This window comes from Labedella gwakjiensis, from assembly GCF_003014675.1.
Lineage (GTDB): Bacteria > Actinomycetota > Actinomycetes > Actinomycetales > Microbacteriaceae > Labedella > Labedella gwakjiensis.
Map to the genome: position 1 here is coordinate 1,710,712 of NZ_PYAU01000001.1, position 18,488 is coordinate 1,729,199.

Genomic DNA, 18,488 nt, shown 5'->3' on the forward strand with positions numbered 1-18,488 from the left:
GACATTCTAGCGGGGCACTCCACCTCCCGCCGTTTCTCCCAGCCGAGAGGGGGGAGGACGTGGATAGACTTCGGGCATGGCCACCATGGGGGAGCGGCGATCGGCGCGTCGCGATCGCACCAGGAAGAGACACCGCATCACCTTCCTCGGCGTGGTCGGGGAGCTGTCGATCACGGCCGGTGTCCTCATCTTCCTCTTCCTCTTCTGGCAGCTGTGGTTCAACGACCTCGTGGTCCGCGCCGAGCAGAACACCGCGGCGGAAGAGCTCTCGCAGAGCTTCATCGACGCGGCGCAGCAGGACCCGACCGCTGCGCCGAGCGACGACCCCGTGGATCCGACCGCGCCCCCGATCGGGACGACGGCGGGTGACGCCCAGGAGTTCGGCGTTCTCACGATCCCCCGTTTCGGCGACGACTACAACGCGAAGATCGCCGGTGGCATCACCCGTACTCGGACGCTGAACCCCATCGGCATCGGGCACTACATGACCACGCAGGCGCCCGGCGAGGTGGGGAACTTCGCGGTGGCCGGGCACCGGACCACCTATGGGAAGCCTCTCAACGAGATCGCGAACCTGCGGGTGGGCGACGCGATCGTGGTGCAGACGGCCGAGGGGTGGTACACCTACCGCTTCCGCACGCTCGAGTACGTCACCCCCACGGCGTCCGACGTGCTCAACCCCGTTCCTCAGGCCGACGAGGTCGAGGCGACGGACCGGCTCATCACGCTCACGAGCTGCAGCCCCATGTACTCGGCGGCCGAACGCATCATCGCCTACGGGGTGTTCGAGTCGTTCACTCCCATCACCGACCCGGCGCCGGCGTCGCTCGAACTCCCGGAGGGTGACGGATAATGTATGGAGCACTCTGGCGGGTTCTGCCCGGCCCTGTGTGGGTTCGACTTCTCATCGTGCTCGTCCTCGTGGCGGCCGCGGTGTACGCCCTCTTCACCTGGGTCTTCCCCCTGGTGCAGGAACTCATCCCGGTACCGGACGTGACCGTGGAGGAATGACCGCCCGATCGAGCACCCGACGACAAGGAGCACCGACATGACGCGAGTCCTCGTCGTCGACAACTACGACAGCTTCGTCTACACGCTGAACGGCTACCTGCGGCAGCTGGGCGCTGACACCGACGTGGTCCGCAACGACGCGTTCGCCGTGGAGGAGGCCGCCGAGCGGATCGCCGAGTACGACGCGGTCCTCGTGTCGCCCGGCCCGGGCAAGCCCTCGGATGCCGGTGTCTCCATCCCGGTCGTCAACGCGGCCTTCTCGTCCGGAACCCCTCTGCTCGGGGTGTGCCTCGGACATCAGGCCATCGCTGAGGCCTTCGGCGCCACGGTGACCAACGCGGAAGAGCTGATGCACGGCAAGACGTCGCAGGTCACGCACGACGACGACGCGTTCTACGACGGTGTGCCCCAGCCCTTCACGGCCACGCGGTACCACTCTCTCGCCGTCGTGGATGCGACGGTCCCCGACGACCTCGTCGTCACGAGCCGCACGACGGGCGGCGTCATCATGGGGCTCCGGCACGCCGAGTCACCGATCGTCGGCGTGCAGTTCCACCCCGAGAGCGTCCTCACCGAGGGCGGCTACCTCATGATCGGCAACTGGCTCGCATCCGCCGGTCTTCCCGCGGCGAAGGACGCGGCGAAGACGCTCAGTCCTCTGCTGCGTTCCTGACCACAGCTGCGGCGCGTCCCGTTCGCGAGGCGAGTCGCGGGCGTCCGTGCCGGCGCCCTTCGACGGATTCGACGAAGCGGGACGGTGCAGGACGAGCCGTCGACCCCGAGGATCAGTCCTCGCCGGGCGGAGTCGTCTCGCCGTCGCCCGGATCGCCGGCGGGCGGTCCCGTGCAGTAGGTGAGGTCGATCGTCGACTTCTGGTCGACCTCACCGGGGGCGAGCGACTGCGCCGTCACGATCTCGCCGGTCTCGGCCGCGCACGTGGAGTCGGCGACGGGATTGACGGTGAGCCCGATGTCGGGATCCTCGAGTAGTTGCCGGGCGATGCTCATCGTCTGACCCGTGACATCGGTGATCGTGACCTTGCCGTTCGAGAGCACGAGGTCCACGGAGGAACCGGCATCCGTGTCGGTGCCGGACGCGGGGGTCGCACCCATGACGACGCCCGCAGCGATCGTGGGGGAGTTCTCGTCGGTGATCGACCCGAGCTTCAGCCCGGCCTCCTCGAGCGCCGCCGTCGCGGCCGCCTGGTCGAGATTGCTGAGGTCGGGAACCGTGACCTGCTCGGCCCCCGTGGAGACGTACACGCGGATGGTGACCTGTGGATCGACGGTGGCCCCGGCCGGCGGGTCCGTGCGGATCACGTCGCCTTCGTCGACGTCGCTCGATGCTTCGTCGAGCCGTGTGGGCACGAGGTCGAGTCCCGTGAGCGTGGATTGCGCGTCCTCCCACGTGGTGTCGGAGAGATCGGGGACCTCACGGGACGTCGACGTCGGGATGTCGTCGGTGGGCGCGAGGTTCCACACCCAGATCAGGACCGCGACCATGACGACGGCGATGACGAGGACGCCGGACCAGATCCAGACGACCGGGGGGCGACGCTGCGTGCGCGTGACGGTGTCGTCGCTCGTGAGCTGGCGCAGGGCGTGGGCGGTCTGCTCGCCCGCGGTGGGGGCCGTGCCGAAGATCGCTGTGGCCGAGTCGTCGACGACTCGACGCTTCGGGAGATGACCGGCCGCGGCGAGCTCGAGCTCTTCCATGAACTCCGGTGCGGTCTGGTACCGGTCGAAGCGCCCCTTGCCGAGGGCGCGCAGGACGACCTCGTCGAGCGCTGGCGACACGTCGGGGTTGACCGATGAGGGGCGGACGGGCGTCTCGCTGACGTGCTGGTACGCCACGGAGACGGCCGTCTCGCCGCGGAAGGGCGTGCGCCCGGTGAGCATCTCGAAGAGCACGACACCCGTCGAGTAGAGGTCGGTGCGGGCGTCCACGGTCTCGCCCTTCGCCTGCTCCGGCGAGAAGTAGGAGGCGGTGCCGAGGATCGCGGTGGTCTGGGCGACGGTGGAGGACGAGTCGCTCACGGCTCGGGCGATGCCGAAGTCCATGACCTTGACCTTGTCGTCCGGCGTGATCATGACGTTGCCCGGCTTGATGTCGCGGTGGACGACACCCGCGCGGTGCGAGTACTCGAGGGCTGTGAGGATTCCGACCGCGATGTCGGTCGAGACCTTCGCACCGAGCGGCCCCTCGGAGATCATGTCCTTCAGGAGGCGTCCCTCGACGTACTCCATGACGATGAAGGGCTCGCGCACGACGTCGCCGTCCGCCTTCGTGACGGTCTCCTCGCCGGCGTCGAAGACCCGCACGATCGTGGGGTGGGCCATGCGGGAGGCCGCCTGGGCCTCCTGGCGGAAGCGGGTGCGGAATGCCGGGTCGAGCGCGAGCTGGGCCTTGAGGATCTTGATCGCGACGGTCCGACCGAGTTTGGTGTCCTCTCCCCGGTGGACGTCGGCCATGCCGCCGCGTCCGATGACGTCGCCGACGAGGTAGCGCCCGGCAAGCAGGCGTCGTTCGTCAGTCACCACTGTTCTCCGTCTCCGCGCGGCACCCCCGGCACCCGGTCCATCCTAACCGAGCGGGTTCGGCGCTAGCCGTTGCCGTTGCCGCCGTTACCGTTGCCGTTGCCGTTGTCGCCACCTTCGCCCTCGTTGCCATTCCCGGTGTCCACGGGGATCACCGTGGCCGACGTCGACGGCGAGGACGGTGACGTGGAGCTTCCGCAGGTCACGGTGTAGCTGAGGACGACGTTCGTCGCGTCGTCATCGATCGTGACGACGGCCTGAGCATTGGTGCCGGCCGGCGTCGTGACGGTCCCATCCTGGATGGACACGGTGTAGCCGGTCACCGACGTGCCTGACGGGCACTGCGAGTAGGCCGGCCAGGAGACCGTGTACTGCTCGCCCGCCGTCACCTGGCAGCCGCCGGCGCCGCACGCGCCCTGGAAGGTGGCCGATTCGCTCGGCGCCTCGACGGTGGGGAGCGGGCCGTACACGGTCAGCTCGATCGTCGTGCCGACATCGACGTTGCCGCGCGGCGCGACGGCCGAGACCGTGTCGACCTGATCGGCGGTCGCGGCGGCCGCGCCCACCTTCTTCACGGGATTGAGTCCGAGGCGCGCGAGCTCCACGGCGGCATCTTCGTAGGCGAGCCCGATGAAGTCCCCCTCGTTGACGGTGACCGTCTCCGTTGTGGGCGTTTCGGACGGCTCCTCCGATGTCTGGCTTGGAGTCGGGGTGTTCGACGCGGTGGTGGGCGGAGCACTCGTCGGCGCTGCCGACGGTGTGAGGAGGGGCCAGAGCGCCGCGATGAGGACCACGACGAGGATGACGACGAGACCCACGAGCGGCCACGTCCACGGCGACCGCTTCTTCTTCTCGGGGTCGCCGTCCTCACCATCGCCGAGAGGAACCGGGGCGGTGTTCGAGATCCCGCCGCCGGCCGCGAGCAGCATCGTGGCGTCGTCCTGGGCCGCTGTGGCCCCCATGAGACGGGTCGACGCGTTGATGTCGACACCCTCGGCGATCGCCGGGACCGCGACGGTGGCCGTCGCGATGTCTCCGCGCCGGAGGGCCTGCGCCGCGCGAGCGACGTGAGCAGCGGTCGACGGGCGCTCGGCCGGGCTCTTCGCGATCATGCTGAACACGAGGTTCCGAACGGGCTCGGGCACGGTGACCGGCAGCTCGGGCGGTGCCTCGTTGATCTGCGCCATCGCGATGGCGACCTGCGACTCGCCCGTGAAGGGGCGCTTGCCCGCGAGGCTCTCGTACGCGACGATGCCGAGCGAGTAGATGTCCGTGGTCGGCGAGGCCGGGTGACCCGACGCCTGCTCGGGCGACAGGTACTGGACGGTGCCCATCACCTGGCCCGTCGCGGTGAGCGGCACCTGGTCGGCGATGCGCGCGATGCCGAAGTCGGTGATCTTCACACGGCCATCCGGCGTGATCAGGAGGTTGCCTGGCTTGATGTCGCGGTGCACGAGCCCCGCGGCGTGAGCGGCCTGCAGCGCGAGCGCCGTCTGCGCGGTGATGTCGAGGACGCGGTCGGTGGAGAGCACCTGCTCGCGCTCGATGATGGTCGAGAGCGCCTCTCCGGGCACGAGCTCCATCACGAGGTAGGCGGAGCCGTTCTCCTCGCCGTAGTCGTACACGTTCGCGATGCCCTCGTGGTTGACGAGTGCGGCGTGACGCGCCTCCGCGCGGAAACGCTCGAGGAACCCGGGATCCCCCATGTACTCGTCCTTGAGGATCTTGATCGCGACGGTTCGGCCGATGACCTGGTCCGTCGCCTTCCAGACCTCTCCCATCCCGCCGATGGCGATACGAGATTCGAGCTCGTACCGACCCCCGAAGGTCACCCCTGACATGGGTCTCATCCGTTAAGCACCGCCTCTAGTACCTTCTTCGCGACCGGAGCCGCCAATGCGTTTCCGCTTCCGTCCTGACCTCGCCCGCCACCGTCTTCGATGACCACCGCGACGGCGACCTGTGGATCGTCTGCCGGCGCGAAACCTGTGAACCAGAGCGTGTACGGGTCTCCCGTACCGTTCTCCGCCGTGCCCGTCTTCCCCGCGACGCTGACCCCGTCTATTGTCGCATTGGTCGCCGCGCCGCTCGAGACGCTCGCGACCATCGCCTGGGTGACCGCGTCGGCCGTGTCGGCCGACGACGTGGTCTCGAGGACGCTCGGCTCGAAGCTCTGGAGGACCTCTAGGTTGCGTCCCGTCACCTCGTCGATGAGACCGGGCTTCATCAGCTCGCCGTCATTGGCGATGCCCGCCGACACCATGGCCATCTCGAGGGGCGTGGCGCGCACGTCCGACTGTCCGAACGCGCTCAGTCCGGTCTGCGGGGTGTCGAGGACCTGCGGGTAGACGCTCTTCTCTACCGCCATCGGAATCGAGAGGTCCTCGTTGAAGCCGTAGCGTTCGGCCGCCTCGCGGATCAGGTCGTCACCGAGCTTGATGCCGAGTTCCGCCATCGGGATGTTGCAGCTGTACCGGATGGCGTCGGAGATGGAGACCGTGTCGCCCCCGCCGCCGCACTGACCGCGACCGGAGTTGTACACCGTGGTGTTCGTGCCGGGCAGCGTGTACGACGACGGGTTCGGCAGCTGGGTCTCCGGCGCGTAGTCGCCCGTCTCGAACGCGGCCGTCGCGACGACGAGCTTGAACGTCGACCCCGGCGGGTTGAGGTCGCCGGAGATCGTCCGGTTGATGAGAGGGTCGCCGTCGGCCTCGAGGAGGGTGTTGTAGTTCGAGATGACCTCGGTCGAGTCGTTGCCCGACAGTGCGTTCGGGTTGTAGGTCGGCTTCGAGACCATCGCGAGGATGCGCCCCGTCGACGGCTCGATCGCGACGACGGAGCCCTGGAGGTCGCCGAGTGCGTCGTACGCCGCCTGCTGGACCGCCGGGTCGATCGTGACCTGCACGGCCGCGCCCTTCGGCGGCTGGCCGGAGATGATGCGGTTGATCTCGTCGAGGAACTGCAGGTTGCTCGTTCCGCTGAGGAGGTCGTTCATGGAGCGCTCCACGCCGGACGACCCCTGCGTGGGGTTGAAGTAGCCGGTCACGGCCGAGTACAGCTCGCCCTCGGGGTACTGCCGCTCGAACGCGTAGCGGTCGCCCGTGGCGACGGATTGAGCGATCACCGTGTCGCCGGCCAGGATGGGGCCGCGCTCCGTGCGGTAGCTGTCGTAGAGCGTGCGCGAGTTGCGGGGATCGGCGGCGAGGGAGTCGGCCTGGAACACCTGGATGACGCTCGTGGAGATGAACAGCGCGACGAACATCGCGAGCACCACCACACTGACTCTCTTCATCTCCTTCTTCATGCGGAGGCCTCCCCGATCCGCGCGGGCTTCGCGCTGTCGCTCACTCGGAGCAGGAGCGCCACGATGATCCAGTTGGCCACGAGCGAGGAACCTCCCGCTGCGAGGAAGGGGGTCGTCAGACCGGTGAGGGGGATCACACGGGTGACCCCTCCGACCATGATGAAGACCTGGAGGGCGACGGTGAAGGCCAGCCCGAGGGCGAGGAGCTTGCCGAAGTCGTCGCCGTCAAGGAACCCGATGCGGATGCCGCGGCCCACGAACACGAGGTACAGGCAGAGGATCGCGAAGATGCCGGCGAGGCCGAGCTCCTCGCCGAGGCTCGCGATGATGTAGTCGCTCTCCGCGAGCGGGGTGATGGACGGCCGGCCCTGACCGAGCCCCGTTCCCACGAGACCGCCGTGCGCGAGACCGAAGATGCCCTGCAGGAGCTGGAAGCTGCCGCCATCGGCGTCGTAGACCTGCTGGCTGAAGGCGTCGAGCCAGTTGTGGAATCGTCCGTTGACGTAGGTGAGCGACTGGCTCGCGATGGCCGCGCCGCCCCCGAAGAGACCGAGGCCGATGAGCACCCAGCTGAGCCGCCCCGTCGCGACGTAGATCATCACCGTGAACATGCCGAAGTAGAGGAGGGCGGTGCCGAGGTCGCGCTGGAAGACGATCACGCCCATCGACAGCACCCAGACCACGACGATCGGCCCCAGGTCGCGAAGGCGCGGGAGCTGGACCCCGAGGAAACGGCGCCCCACGAGGGAGAGGCTGTCGCGCGTGCGCACGAGGTAGCCGGCGAAGAAGATCGCGAGCGCGATCTTCGCCACCTCGCCCGGCTGGAAGGAGAGCAGGTCGCCGACGCCGATCCACACCTGGGCGCCGTTCACGCGCTTACCGAGGCCGGGGACGAGGGGGAGGAGCAGGAGGACGAACGCTGCGAGCCCGAAGATGTAGGTGTACCGGAAGAGGACGCGGTGATTGCGCAGGACGAGGATGACGGTGATCGCCGCGATGATCGCGATCGCGCTCCACACGATCTGTCGAGTGGAGAACGCCCCCCATCCCGTGAGGCCCTCGGCGATGTCGAGGCGGTAGATCATCGCGACGCCGATGCCGTTGAGGACGGTGACGATCGGCAGGAGGAGCGGATCGGCCTTCGGCGCCACGTAGCGCAGGCAGATGTGGAGGCCGAACACGAGGGCGCCGAGCGTGGCCGTGAGCGAGATGAGCGTGGTCTCGATCGCGCCGGTGGCTCCGAGCTGCACGAGGAGCACCATCGTGACGTTCACCGCGAACGCGACGAACAGCAGCGCGAGCTCGCGGTTGCGCTCGGTCTGCGGGATCCGCAGCTTGCGCATCGTCTTGATGACGCTCGTGTCGGCGACGATCGACGGCGCGCTCACGGTGTGCCCTCCAGCCCGGAGCGCGCCTTGATGCGCTCGACGGTCTCCTGGATCTCTTCGAGGCTCTCCGGCCCGACGGTCTGCTCGATGCGCTGCCGGTCGTAGACGTTGAGGAGGGAGAGGGGGATGCCCGTGTCCTGGTACTCGGTGGAGAGCGAGATCGGTCCGACGTTCTGCTGGATGCCCTGGAAGATGACGACGGTGTCCTCGTCGGATCCGAGGTAGTAGCGCGTCTGCGTCCAGGCGTAGGCGCCCGCGAGCGAGAGGGCCAGGGCGAGGGCGAGGAGCACGATGCCGGCCGCCCAGCTCAGGCGCCGTCGGCGGGCGCGACGCGCGTCCTCCTCGATGAGCTCCTCGAAGTAGTCCTCGGCGTCCGACTCGAAGTGGGACGGGTTGGCCGGCGACGGCCGGACCGAGTGCAGCATCGCCGGGATGAGGCCGGTGCGCTGCTTGGGTGCGACCTCGCTGAACGAGAGCGGCTTCGACGCGGAGCCGACGATGACGGGCTTGCGCTCCGGGAGCGTCTCGCCGATGTCGAGGATCACGGCGGTGACGTTGTCGGGGGCGCCGTGGTCGAGCGTGATCTTGACGAGCCTGTCGCCCGTGGCCTTCGCCGACGCGCGCTCGGCGAGGATCTTCTCGATGTCCTCGTCGTCGACGAAGTCGGAGAGGCCGTCGGAGCAGAGGAGCCAGCGGTCTCCGGGCTTCGTCGTCATCGCGAAGGTGTCGACCTCCGGGGCCGAGTCGACGTCGCCGAGCACGCGCATGAGGACGGAGCGCCGAGGGTGCACCCTGGCCTCGTCCGGGGTGATGCGTCCGGAGTCGACGAGGCGCTGCACGAACGTGTGGTCCGTCGTGATCTGGCTGAGCTCGCCGTCGCGGTAGAGGTAGATGCGGGAGTCGCCGATGTGCGCGATGACGACCTGGTCGCCCACGAGGGAGATCGCGTCGACCGTTGTGCCCATGCCCGTGAGCTCCGGGTGCTCGAACACCGTCTCGGCCAGTTCGCCGTTCGCCGCGGCGATCGCGCTGCGCAGGGCCTCCTGCGCGTCCTCGATCGTCGTGTACTCGGTGTCGGCCTTCAGGATGCGCTGCAGGGCGATGGCGCTCGCGACGTCGCCGCCCGCGTGCCCGCCCATTCCGTCCGCCACGACGAAGAGCCGGTTCCCGATGTAGCCGGAATCCTGATTGTTCGAGCGGACCTTCCCCACATGGGACACCGCGGCACTGTCGGCCGTGTACTCCATGGGGATCAGCCTCGCAGCTCGAAGACCGTCTGGCCGACCTTGATCGGGGTGTTCAGGGGGACCTGGGTGGGGGAGCCGATGCGCTTGCCGTCGAGGAACGTGCCGTTCGTGGAGCCGAGATCCTGGATCATCCACTCCTCGTTCCACTGCAGGAGGCGAGCGTGATGGGTGGACGTGTAGTCGTCGCGGAACACGAGGCTCGAGTCGGCCGAGCGGCCGATCGTGAGCGGCCCGGTGCCGAGGGGGATCTCCTGGCCCTCACGCGGACCCTGGACGATGACGAGTCTGCGGGCGTTGGCCGCGGTGGCGAACCCTGTGCGGGAACGGTTCACCGCTGCAGTCGGCGCCGTGGGGGAGGAGGGGGCCTGAGCCGGTCGTGCCGTCGCCGGCCGAGCGGGTGCAGGCGCCGGCGCCGGGGCGCTCGCCGCGCCGTTCGCCGCCGCGGGTTTCCGGTTGCCGCGGCCGAAGAGGTCGGCGCGGAGCGCGTACACGACACCGAGGACGAACAGCCACAGGAGGATGAGGAAACCGAACCGGAGGACGAGGAGGGTGAGTTCACTCACGCGTTGGGCCCCCAGAAACCGTCGGACCGTGAGGGGTCGTGGCGGGAGGTCACGTCGTCCATGCGTCGCTGCGGGGCCGTCGGCTCGGCTTGGGCGAGCACGCGGAAGATGATGGGAGTGCGGCCGATCTGGATCGCCGAGTCCGGCGGAAGGGCCACCTGCGTGAAGCGCTCGCCGCCCATCGTCGAGCCGTTGGTCGAGCCGAGGTCGCGTGCCTGGGCGCGCTGTCCGTCCCACAGGATCTCCACATGACGACGGCTCGTGCCGGTGTCCTCCACCGTGATGTCGGCGTCGCGGCCGCGTCCGATCACGGTGCGGGCCTGCGTGATGGGATACCTCTTACCGCCGACGTCGAGCACGGGCGTCCACGCTACCCGGCTCTTCGTGTTCTGGGAATCCACGCGCAGCATGCCGTCGCTCATGGAGGGCTCCGCTTCGAGCAGGATGCTGATGCCGCCGGCGAACTGATAGCCCTGTGATGACGCGTGCTTCTGCACCAACGCGGTGAGTTCGTCGATGAGCGCCGGACCGATGGCGGTCATCCGACGGTGGTCCGTGACCGACATGACGACGCGGAACGAGTTGGGAGCGAGGATGCGCTCGCGGCTCACGACGGCCGCCTTCGTGTCGATCTCGCGCTTCAGAGCGCTCGTGATCTCCACCGGTTGCAGCCCCGAACGGAAGGCCTTGGCGAACGCGCCGTTGACGGCGCGGTCCAAGCCCTTCTCGAAGTTGTCCAGAATGCCCACGATGCTCCCGAAGTGGTGTGGTGGCTACCCACATGTTAGTGGGAGGGCCTGGAAACCCCCGTGAAGGTCCCCCCGGTTGCGGACAGGGGCTGCCCACCGCATCCCTCTGTCTAGCGTTTGCGCCGATACGCGGCGGTCGGGCGCCGCGTATCGGCGCAAACGCTCCACGGAGGGGACGAGAGGCGCTCGAATGGCCCCGGCTCCCCGCCCCGTGCTAATCTCACTGCGGTGATGCGCCTCGCGCGTCACGTACTCGCGCGAGTGGCGGAATTGGCAGACGCGCTGGCTTCAGGTGCCAGTGCCCGCAAGGGCGTGGGGGTTCAAGTCCCCCCTCGCGCACACGAGTAGGACGAACACAGAGTTCATCTGAATACGGAGATACGAACAAGGCACCGATCGTATCGATCGGTGCCTTCGTCGTTTCAGTCCGCGAGGGTGCGGCTGAGGGTGAGCCAGTTCTCGCGGGCGAGGGCCGCGGCGCCGTCGGCGTCGGCCGCGCGGGTGCGCTCGATGATCGCGCGGTGCTGGTGCACGGACTCGCGGGCGGCGAGGGACGCGAAGCGCACGCGCTCGACCCGGCGGATGAGGGGCGTGGTCTGTTCGAGGACCTCGGCGAGCATCGTGTTGCCGCTGCGTGCGACGAAGACGGCGTGGAACGCGTCGTCTGCGGCGAGGGCTGCGTCGGCGTCGTCCGCGTCGAGGGCGGCGGCGAAGCGGTCGTTCGCCTCCTCCATCGCGTCGATCTCGGTGTCCGACACGAGAGGGACCGCGAGCCGCGCCGCGAGCTCGTGCATGGCCGCGGCGACCTGCTGGGCGTGCAACGTCGCGGGGGCGTCGAGGGGCGCGACGGTGGTGGCGCGGCCGGGCTGCGCGATCACGAGACCCGCACGCGCCAGCCGCAGGAGCGCCTCGCGGATGGGCGTGCGGCTGACCCCCAGCCACGACTCCAACTCGCCATCGCGCAGGCGCTCACCGGGGGCGAGGGTGCCGTCGACGATCGCCTCGCGGATCGAGAGGTACACGTCGTCGCGCAGGAGCGAACGGGAATGGACACCGCTGGCGGAGGGGATCGGCATGCACCGACTCTAGCGCCGGATGTGCAATATATTGCATACTGAAAACTCGCCCTCCTCTCGACGTGAAGGACCCCATGCCGCTCTCCGACTTCCCCCGGTACCCGCTCACCTTCGGACCGAGCCCCGTGCACCACCTCCCGCGGCTCAGCCAGCACCTCGGCGGCGCACAGGTGTGGGCGAAGCGCGAGGACGTGAACTCCGGCCTCGCCTTCGGCGGCAACAAGACCCGCAAGCTCGAGTACCTCGTGCCGGAGGCGCTCGCCGAGGGGGCCGACACGCTCGTCTCGATCGGCGGCTATCAGTCGAACCACACGCGCCAGGTCGCGGCCGTCGCGGCGAAGCTCGGCCTCAAGGCGCGACTGGTGCAGGAGAACTGGGTGGAGTGGCCCGACCCGCTCACGGACCGCGTGGGCAACATCCAGCTCTCGCGCATCATGGGGGCGAAGGTCACGCTCGACTCGGCCGGCTTCGACATCGGCATCCGGTCGAGCTGGCAGCAGGCGATCGACGAGGTGATCGCGGACGGCGGCAAGCCCTACGCGATCCCCGCCGGTGCGTCCGATCACCGCCTCGGCGGACTCGGCTTCGCCAACTGGGCGATGGAGGTGGAGCAGCAGGAGCGCGAACTCGGTGTCTTCTTCGACACGATCGTGGTCTGCACCGTGACGGGTTCGACGCACGCGGGCATGATCGCGGGCTTCGCGGGGCAGGACCGCCCCCGCCGCGTGATCGGCATCGACGCGTCCGCGACGCTCGAGAAGACCCGTGCCCAGGTGGAGCGCATCGCCCGCAACACGGCGGAACTCATCGGCCTCGGTCGCGAGCTGCGCGACGACGAGATCACCGTGCTCGAGGGCTGGGCCGGCGACCTCTACGGGATCCCGGTGCAGTCGACGCTCGACGCGATCCGTCTCGGCGGTGAGCTCGAGGCGATGATCACGGACCCGGTGTACGAGGGCAAGTCGCTCGCCGGGCTCATCGACCTCGTGCAATCGCGCGACATCCCCGCGACGAGCACGGTGCTCTACGCCCACCTCGGCGGTCAGCTCGCTCTCAACGCGTACAGCGGCCTCTTCCGCTCCTGAGGCCTCGCGCGTTCGTTCCTTCTCCTGCCCCTCGCTCCGCGGACGTGCGGATGGTCGTCCCGAGTGGTGTGATGCGGTACCCGACGGACCTCACGAGGTTCAGGGAACGCCGATGAGGCGCAGGAGCGCGGCGGTCGCGGCCGCGGCGACGACGACCACGACGAAGGGCGCGCGGCGCCACGCGAGGACCCCGCCCACGGCGACGCCGATCGGGCGCGCCCAGCCGACGAACTCCTGAGCCTCCACGAGGGCCGCCGTCGCGATGAGCGCGCAGAAGAGGACGGTCACGCCGGTGTCGAGGACCTCCTGGACGCGTTCCGATGGCGAGATCCTCGCGCTGAGGACGACCCCGGCGAGCCGTAGGGCGAGGGTCCCGACGGCGAGGATGCCGGCCGCCGCGAGAAGGGCGAGCGTCGCTGCGCTCATGACGGCTCCTCCGTCCCCCGCCGAGCTGCGCCGGCGTCGACGGGCGGCGCCGTCACCGGGCGTCGGGGGAGGGAGACGAGGACGCCGAGGAGCGCGAGGAGCACGGGGAGTCCCGCCGGAAGGAACGGGGCCGTCGCCAGGGCGATCGCGACACCCACGGCGGCGGCCCTCCGCGCGCGTTGTGAGCGGAGGCTCGGGAGCACGAGCGCGAGCAGGATGGCCGGGAAGGCGGCGTCGAGACCGAGCGCCTCCGTATCCGGGATGAGAGTGCCGACGAGCGCACCGATCACCACCCCGACGTTCCAGCAGACGAAGAGTGCGACGCCGCAGAACCAGAAGGCGGCGCGGCGTCGATCTCCGCGCGGCTCGATCAGTGCGAAGGCGACGCTCTCGTCGGTGAGCAGGTGACTGCCGAGCAGGGTCCGCCAGCGGCCCCGTCCCACCGCATCGCCGACGGCCACACCGAGGGGGAGGAGCCGTGCATTCACGAGGAGTCCGGCGGCGACGGCGGCGATGAGCGAACCGCCCGAGGCGATCACGCCGACGAGCAGGAACTGCGAGGCGCCGGCGAACACCACGATCGAGAGGAGGACGGGGAGCCAGAGGGGCAGGTCGGCGCCCACGGCGATGGCGCCGAAGGCGAGACCGACGAGCCCGTCGGCGAGGCAGACGACGAGGATCGACCGTACGGTAGAACGGTCGATCGTTCTCCAAGGCGAACGCATGAACTCATCGTGCCGCGCGATAGAGTGTTCGTCAAGTCGAACGATATTCCACTTCACCGAACACAAGGACGAGGACGAGGACGAGATGAGCGAACCCTCCGGAGCGCCCCTCGAGGCGATCGCCGCGGCCCTGCAGCGTGAGCGCCGACGGATCGGACTCTCGCTCGCCGAGGTCGCCCGTCGTGCGGGCATCGCGAAGTCGACGCTCTCCGGGCTCGAGGCGGGAACGGGGAATCCGAGCATCGAGACGCTCTGGGCGCTCAGCTCAGCACTCGACGTGCCGTTCTCGCTCCTCGTCGATCCGCCGCGCCCCGTGGTGCACGTGATCCGCGCCGGAGAGGGGCCGGCCCTGGCCTCAGAGAGCGCGGACTACATCGCGACCCTGCTCTCCGCATCCCCGGCGAAGACACGGCGCGACATCTACCTCATCACCGCCCAGCCCGGTGAACCCCGCCGCTCCGAGCCGCATCTCCCGGGCACGGTGGAGCACGTGGTGATGAGCACGGGCCGCGCGCTCGTCGGTCCCGTCGGCGAGGCCGTGGAGGTCGCACCCGGCGACTACATCGCCTACCCGGGCGACGTCGCCCACGTCTTCGAGGCGCTCGAGACCGGGACGGCTGCGGTGCTCGTCTCCGAACACCGCAGCTGACCGCGGGTCATCTCTGGCGTCGTCTCCGTGCGGCGATGACGACGGCGAGAGCGCCGAGGAGCACGGTCGCGCCGCCGAAGGCGAGAAGCGCCACGACGTTCTCCGCTCCCGTGACCGCGAGGCCGTCGCCGGGATCGGTTCCCTGCCCGGGGCCTGGCGCGGGTGCGGGGTCACCGTCACCGGGATCCGGGCTCGGGCCCGGGCCGGGGTCGACGGCCGCCGCCTCGAGGAGGAAGTCCTCCTCGACCAGGCTCTCCCCGAGAGGGGTGATGGTCACGGCCCGGCTGAGCTCCGAGACCGCCTCGAAGCCCTCGGGCAGCGTGAGGGTGATGACGTAGTCCGCGGGTGCGAGGTCACCGAGGCCGTAGGCGCCGTCGGCGTCCGTCGTCAGGTCGACGGGGTCCCCGGGGCCGGTGATCGTGATGTCCGCGCCGGCGACGGGAGCGCCGTCCGTGTCGACGACGATGCCGGCGACCGTCCCCGTGCGCGCGAAGGCGAAGTCGACGGCGCCGATGTCGGACCCGGCAACGGTCTCCGTGCGCGTCGCCGCACCGATGACCACGGTCCCGTCGGGCGCCGTTGCCGTGATCTCGTAGTCGCCGTCGGGGAGGCCGGCGAAGGAGTACGAGCCGTCGGCGGCCGTGACGCGCGTGACGGTCCCCCCTGGCCCCGTGACGGTGATCGAGACCCCGGCGGCCGGTTCGCCTCCCACCGTGACCGTTCCGCTCAGGGACGGCAGCGGCGCGAGGACGAAGTCCACGTCGGTGATGGGGACCTCGGAGTCCTCCGGCACGGCGAAGGGATCGGGGGTCGACTCGACCGCGTATCCCGGGACGTCCGCGATCGTGACCGTGTAGTCGTCCGGCTCCACGGTGTCGAAGAGGTAGGCGCCGGCCGCATCGGTCGTGGTGGTCGCCGTGGACCCGCCCCCTCCGGTGAGGGTGACCGTGACGCCCGCGACGGGCTCGCCGTCGCTGTCGAGGACGGACCCGCTCACGGGCACGGGAACGATGTCGCGTACGACGAAGTCCACGTCGAGGGCATCGGCTTCGGCGATGTCGGCGGTCCGGCTGGACGGACCCACGATGATCCGGCCGTCCGGTCGGGACAGGGCCACCGTGTAGCCGTCCGCTGCGGTGAAGCCCGGGAACGCGTAGGAACCGTCTGCGGTACTCGTCGTGATGCCGACGGTCGTGCCGCTCTCGTCGATGAGCGCGAGCGACGCGCCGACGACGGGGGCGCCTCCCGGCTCCGTAACGCTGCCGCCGATGTCGCGGGCGAGCGATGCGAACCAGGTCTGGTAGACGGGGAACCCGGCGCGGCGCGCGAAGGTGAAGGTGAGGCTCGCGAGCGGCGTGTTCGGCTCGAACCAGGCGGCGGCACCCGATGTGTCGGCCGCGGCCGCGTTGCCGGTGAGGGTGGTGGACGCGGGATCCCACGTGGGCACGTCGAGCGCGTCGCCGGTGCACGAGGGCTTCCCCACGATCCCCGGCGCGCAGTAGTTGAAGGACTCGCGGTATCCGAGCTGGGCGGCGGTCGCCGGAGCACCCGTCGCCGTCACCGCTGTGACCCGCACGGCGTCCGCGTCGATGTCGCCGAGCGCGAAGGCCCATCCCGAACTCGGTGTCGGCGAGGCGAAGGTGTACGTCGTGACGGACGGTGTGGTCGCCGAGTCCGCTCGGGGTCGGAGGTTGAGGTACGGCTGGTCACGGCTCGATCCGTACTTCGCGCCGATGGAGGTGCCCTCGCCGAGCCAGGTCGAGGCGCCGCTGATGACGCCGACCTGCCCGGCGCGGGATGTGGAGGTCACGTCGGCGGTGAGTCCCGGAGCCGTGCCGAACGTGAGCTGCGTCTCGTAGTCGCCGCCGGTCCCCGTGAGAGGGGCGAACTGTGCCCACGCGGTGGTCGTCGCGGCGTTCGCGGGAGCGGACGCTGTGAGGATCGCGACCGACGCGACGGCGAGCACGAGGGCTCCGCTCGCCAGACGCCGGACGATGGATGAGGGGCTGGTTGTCGTCATGGGGCCGTCTCGATCGGGCGGGAGGCGGGTCGGAGGGCGCGCGCCCTCGACGGTCGGCGCTCGGCTGCGGTGCGCGATCGTCTCACTGTCTGCCCCTCGAACAGTCCGGGGGTGGTCGGGCGACGTTGCACCCCCCGTCTCCGGAATGTATTCCGGAATACAGGTCGAGTGTGCCAGACGGTGGACGGCGCGCACAGCCCCCTTGCCGCTCGAGCCCTCCGTCGAGAGAATCGCCGTCAGGGGCTCAGGCCAGTCTGTGCTGCCGTCGCACGACGCGTTCCGCGCGATCCGCGTCACGCTCCACGAGCGCCGCCCTCAGCTCCTCGTAGTTCTTCCGCCGTTCGGGGATCGCGCCGAGCACCGGCCGTGCGCCGCGCAGATTGCGCTCGACGCCGAGCCCGGCCTCCCGCATCATGACCCCGAAGACGTTGTTCCTCGTGCATACCGAGACGTGCTGGTAGAGGGAGCGTGATTCGGCGTAGAGGCGCTCGTCGTCATCGGCGTCCGAGGCCGCGATCACCGCGTCGACGAGATCGACGGCGCGAGCGAGTTCGGCGTCCGTCATCCGGGCGACCGCCATGTGCATCGCGATGCCGGCCTGGTAGCCCGTGAACTCGAGGGTCTGCTCCTGGGTGTCCGCGTCGACCTCGGTCACGCGGGTGAAACGGCTCGGCGACGTCTCGACGAGGCCGATCTGCGCGAGTCGCCAGAGTGCCTCGCGCACGGGCGTGCGGGAGACGCCGAGCCATGCGGCAACCTCCACGTCGCGGATGCGTTCACCCGGTCGGAGGACCTCGGTCTTGATGGCCTCTCCGAGGCGGAGGTACACCTCATCGCTCAGGGGACCCGTGGCCACGATGGGCTCCGGCGAGCGGGGAATGGGCATGAGGCCTTCGTCCGGAGGGAGCGGATGAGGAGGGGCGATCCACCGGAGCGGATCGCGCAGTCAGTATAGAGGCGCCGCCCGTGCCGCATTCTTCTCCCGCCGGGCCGACAACCAGAGCAGCCCGAGCGTGACGGCGGAGATCACCACGGCGATGAGGACGACGTAGAACGCGACGGAGAGGTACCCGTTCGACGACAGCACAGGGTTGAGGAACGGGTACGGGTACCAGCCCATCGTGTTCGTGCCGTAGTCGAACGTGAACGGCGCCCGGACGAGCGTGTAGACGGCCCAGACGATCGGGTAGATCACCGCGATGCCGATGGTCTTCGTCGGCAGGGCACGGTTTCCCGGCGCGAAGAGGCGATCGACCACGAGATAGAGGGGAGCGACCGCGTGGAGCACCTCGTTGGACCAGCCGAGCGTCGAGCCCTGCGGCAGCTCGATCCCGCGCAGCAGCAGGTTGTAGACGATGCCCGTCGTGATCATGTAGGTGGCCACGCAGACGAGCAGCACGGCGAACCACCGGGGGTCGGGACCGCGTCCGCGGAGGAGCAGCACCGCGCCGATCGCCAGGGTGACCGCTGCCGCGATGTTCGACTGGATGGTGAAGAAGCTGAAGAAGTTGACGACGTCGATCGCGAGGTTCTCGTCTCCCCGCTCCGTCCAGAAGGCCAGACTGACCGCCAGCTGTCCGATGACGGCCGCGACGATGGCCACGGCGATCGCGATGCGGAGCACGGCGAACAGGACTCTCATGGTCACCTCTTTCAGCGGTCCGGGGGATGGGCGCGGAGCGAGGTTATCGCGTCGGACCCCGGTGTC

17 protein-coding genes and 1 tRNA gene are annotated in these 18,488 nt (G+C 69.5%); 5 read left to right on the plus strand and 13 right to left on the minus strand.

The annotated features are described in order from the left end of the window. Positions 1-76: 76 nt before the first annotated feature. On the plus strand, positions 77-853 hold the full coding sequence (locus CLV49_RS08105) for a class E sortase (protein ID WP_106563087.1): 777 nt from the start codon (positions 77-79) through the stop codon (positions 851-853). Positions 854-1,048: 195 nt separating this feature from the next. Continuing rightward, positions 1,049-1,684, plus strand: a complete 636-nt coding sequence (locus CLV49_RS08110; protein ID WP_106563088.1) for an anthranilate synthase component II — start codon at positions 1,049-1,051, stop codon at positions 1,682-1,684. A gap of 112 nt (positions 1,685-1,796) precedes the next feature. Here the strand turns inward: CLV49_RS08110 and pknB are convergent, their stop codons facing one another. The 7 genes from pknB to CLV49_RS08145 form a co-directional block, all read right to left on the minus strand. Next, positions 1,797-3,548, minus strand: coding sequence for a Stk1 family PASTA domain-containing Ser/Thr kinase (gene pknB / locus CLV49_RS08115; RefSeq protein WP_106564968.1), 1,752 nt, complete (start codon positions 3,546-3,548; stop codon positions 1,797-1,799). A gap of 65 nt (positions 3,549-3,613) precedes the next feature. Next, a complete protein-coding gene (locus tag CLV49_RS08120; protein ID WP_106563089.1) occupies positions 3,614-5,398 on the minus strand; it encodes a serine/threonine-protein kinase in 1,785 nt (594 codons plus the stop codon). Continuing rightward, the gene (locus CLV49_RS08125; RefSeq protein WP_106563090.1) at positions 5,395-6,852 is read right to left on the minus strand and encodes a peptidoglycan D,D-transpeptidase FtsI family protein; all 1,458 of its coding nucleotides are present in this window, start codon (positions 6,850-6,852) and stop codon (positions 5,395-5,397) included. The genes CLV49_RS08120 and CLV49_RS08125 overlap by 4 nt, the downstream gene beginning before the upstream one ends. Next, the gene (locus CLV49_RS08130) at positions 6,849-8,195 is read right to left on the minus strand and encodes an FtsW/RodA/SpoVE family cell cycle protein (protein WP_106564969.1); all 1,347 of its coding nucleotides are present in this window, start codon (positions 8,193-8,195) and stop codon (positions 6,849-6,851) included. The genes CLV49_RS08125 and CLV49_RS08130 overlap by 4 nt, the downstream gene beginning before the upstream one ends. Positions 8,196-8,236: 41 nt before the next feature. Further along, positions 8,237-9,487, minus strand: a complete 1,251-nt coding sequence (locus CLV49_RS08135; protein WP_106563091.1) for a Stp1/IreP family PP2C-type Ser/Thr phosphatase — start codon at positions 9,485-9,487, stop codon at positions 8,237-8,239. Between the two features lie 5 nt (positions 9,488-9,492). After that, positions 9,493-10,050, minus strand: coding sequence for an FHA domain-containing protein FhaB/FipA (locus tag CLV49_RS08140; RefSeq protein WP_106563092.1), 558 nt, complete (start codon positions 10,048-10,050; stop codon positions 9,493-9,495). Continuing rightward, positions 10,047-10,799 carry an FHA domain-containing protein gene (locus tag CLV49_RS08145; protein ID WP_106563093.1) on the minus strand — a complete coding sequence of 251 codons (753 nt, stop codon included), beginning with the start codon at positions 10,797-10,799 and terminating at the stop codon, positions 10,047-10,049. Before CLV49_RS08145 ends, CLV49_RS08140 begins: the two co-directional genes overlap by 4 nt. Positions 10,800-11,054: 255 nt before the next feature. Here CLV49_RS08145 and CLV49_RS08150 point away from each other — a divergent pair. Then, positions 11,055-11,138: transfer RNA gene (locus tag CLV49_RS08150), tRNA-Leu, on the plus strand. A gap of 83 nt (positions 11,139-11,221) precedes the next feature. On the opposite strand, the gene CLV49_RS08155 is transcribed toward CLV49_RS08150, so the two are convergent. Next, complete coding sequence (locus CLV49_RS08155; protein ID WP_106563094.1) at positions 11,222-11,875, minus strand: GntR family transcriptional regulator; 654 nt, start codon at positions 11,873-11,875, stop codon at positions 11,222-11,224. Between the two features lie 74 nt (positions 11,876-11,949). Here CLV49_RS08155 and CLV49_RS08160 point away from each other — a divergent pair, with 74 nt between their 5' ends. Further along, the gene (locus tag CLV49_RS08160) at positions 11,950-12,960 is read left to right on the plus strand and encodes a 1-aminocyclopropane-1-carboxylate deaminase (protein WP_106563095.1); all 1,011 of its coding nucleotides are present in this window, start codon (positions 11,950-11,952) and stop codon (positions 12,958-12,960) included. Between the two features lie 99 nt (positions 12,961-13,059). Here CLV49_RS08160 and CLV49_RS08165 read toward each other — a convergent pair whose 3' ends face one another. Then, a complete protein-coding gene (locus tag CLV49_RS08165; protein ID WP_106563096.1) occupies positions 13,060-13,386 on the minus strand; it encodes an AzlD domain-containing protein in 327 nt (108 codons plus the stop codon). Further along, on the minus strand, positions 13,383-14,111 hold the full coding sequence (locus tag CLV49_RS08170) for an AzlC family ABC transporter permease (RefSeq protein ID WP_106563097.1): 729 nt from the start codon (positions 14,109-14,111) through the stop codon (positions 13,383-13,385). Before CLV49_RS08170 ends, CLV49_RS08165 begins: the two co-directional genes overlap by 4 nt. An 85-nt stretch (positions 14,112-14,196) precedes the next feature. Here CLV49_RS08170 and CLV49_RS08175 point away from each other — a divergent pair, with 85 nt between their 5' ends. Beyond that, positions 14,197-14,760: a helix-turn-helix domain-containing protein gene (locus CLV49_RS08175; protein WP_106563098.1), complete on the plus strand. Its 564-nt coding sequence runs from the start codon at positions 14,197-14,199 to the stop codon at positions 14,758-14,760. A gap of 7 nt (positions 14,761-14,767) precedes the next feature. Here CLV49_RS08175 and CLV49_RS08180 read toward each other — a convergent pair whose 3' ends face one another. From CLV49_RS08180 to CLV49_RS08190, 3 genes are all read right to left on the minus strand, one after another. Beyond that, positions 14,768-16,780 (minus strand): carboxypeptidase-like regulatory domain-containing protein, encoded by a 2,013-nt coding sequence (locus CLV49_RS08180; RefSeq protein ID WP_106563099.1) that lies wholly within the window; start codon positions 16,778-16,780, stop codon positions 14,768-14,770. A 244-nt stretch (positions 16,781-17,024) separates the two neighbouring features. Next, complete coding sequence (locus tag CLV49_RS08185) at positions 17,025-17,666, minus strand: GntR family transcriptional regulator (RefSeq protein WP_106563100.1); 642 nt, start codon at positions 17,664-17,666, stop codon at positions 17,025-17,027. 60 nt (positions 17,667-17,726) lie between these two features. After that, positions 17,727-18,422 (minus strand): Pr6Pr family membrane protein, encoded by a 696-nt coding sequence (locus tag CLV49_RS08190; protein ID WP_106563101.1) that lies wholly within the window; start codon positions 18,420-18,422, stop codon positions 17,727-17,729. Positions 18,423-18,488: the final 66 nt, after the last annotated feature.

Bases quoted from the DNA above. Each gene is read 5' to 3' on its own strand.
- CLV49_RS08190 (WP_106563101.1), bottom strand. From the start codon at position 18,422: ATGAGAGTCCTGTTCGCCGTGCTCCGCATCGCGATCGCCGTGGCCATC.
- CLV49_RS08185 (WP_106563100.1), bottom strand. From the start codon at position 17,666: ATGCCCATTCCCCGCTCGCCGGAGCCCATCGTGGCCACGGGTCCCCTG.
- CLV49_RS08160 (WP_106563095.1), top strand. From the start codon at position 11,950: ATGCCGCTCTCCGACTTCCCCCGGTACCCGCTCACCTTCGGACCGAGC.
- CLV49_RS08120 (WP_106563089.1), bottom strand. From the start codon at position 5,398: ATGAGACCCATGTCAGGGGTGACCTTCGGGGGTCGGTACGAGCTCGAA.
- CLV49_RS08175 (WP_106563098.1), top strand. From the start codon at position 14,197: ATGAGCGAACCCTCCGGAGCGCCCCTCGAGGCGATCGCCGCGGCCCTG.
- CLV49_RS08135 (WP_106563091.1), bottom strand. From the start codon at position 9,487: ATGGAGTACACGGCCGACAGTGCCGCGGTGTCCCATGTGGGGAAGGTC.
- CLV49_RS08165 (WP_106563096.1), bottom strand. From the start codon at position 13,386: ATGAGCGCAGCGACGCTCGCCCTTCTCGCGGCGGCCGGCATCCTCGCC.
- CLV49_RS08110 (WP_106563088.1), top strand. From the start codon at position 1,049: ATGACGCGAGTCCTCGTCGTCGACAACTACGACAGCTTCGTCTACACG.
- CLV49_RS08155 (WP_106563094.1), bottom strand. From the start codon at position 11,875: ATGCCGATCCCCTCCGCCAGCGGTGTCCATTCCCGTTCGCTCCTGCGC.
- CLV49_RS08170 (WP_106563097.1), bottom strand. From the start codon at position 14,111: ATGCGTTCGCCTTGGAGAACGATCGACCGTTCTACCGTACGGTCGATC.
- CLV49_RS08125 (WP_106563090.1), bottom strand. From the start codon at position 6,852: ATGAAGAAGGAGATGAAGAGAGTCAGTGTGGTGGTGCTCGCGATGTTC.
- CLV49_RS08105 (WP_106563087.1), top strand. From the start codon at position 77: ATGGCCACCATGGGGGAGCGGCGATCGGCGCGTCGCGATCGCACCAGG.
- CLV49_RS08180 (WP_106563099.1), bottom strand. From the start codon at position 16,780: ATGACGACAACCAGCCCCTCATCCATCGTCCGGCGTCTGGCGAGCGGA.
- CLV49_RS08130 (WP_106564969.1), bottom strand. From the start codon at position 8,195: ATGCGCAAGCTGCGGATCCCGCAGACCGAGCGCAACCGCGAGCTCGCG.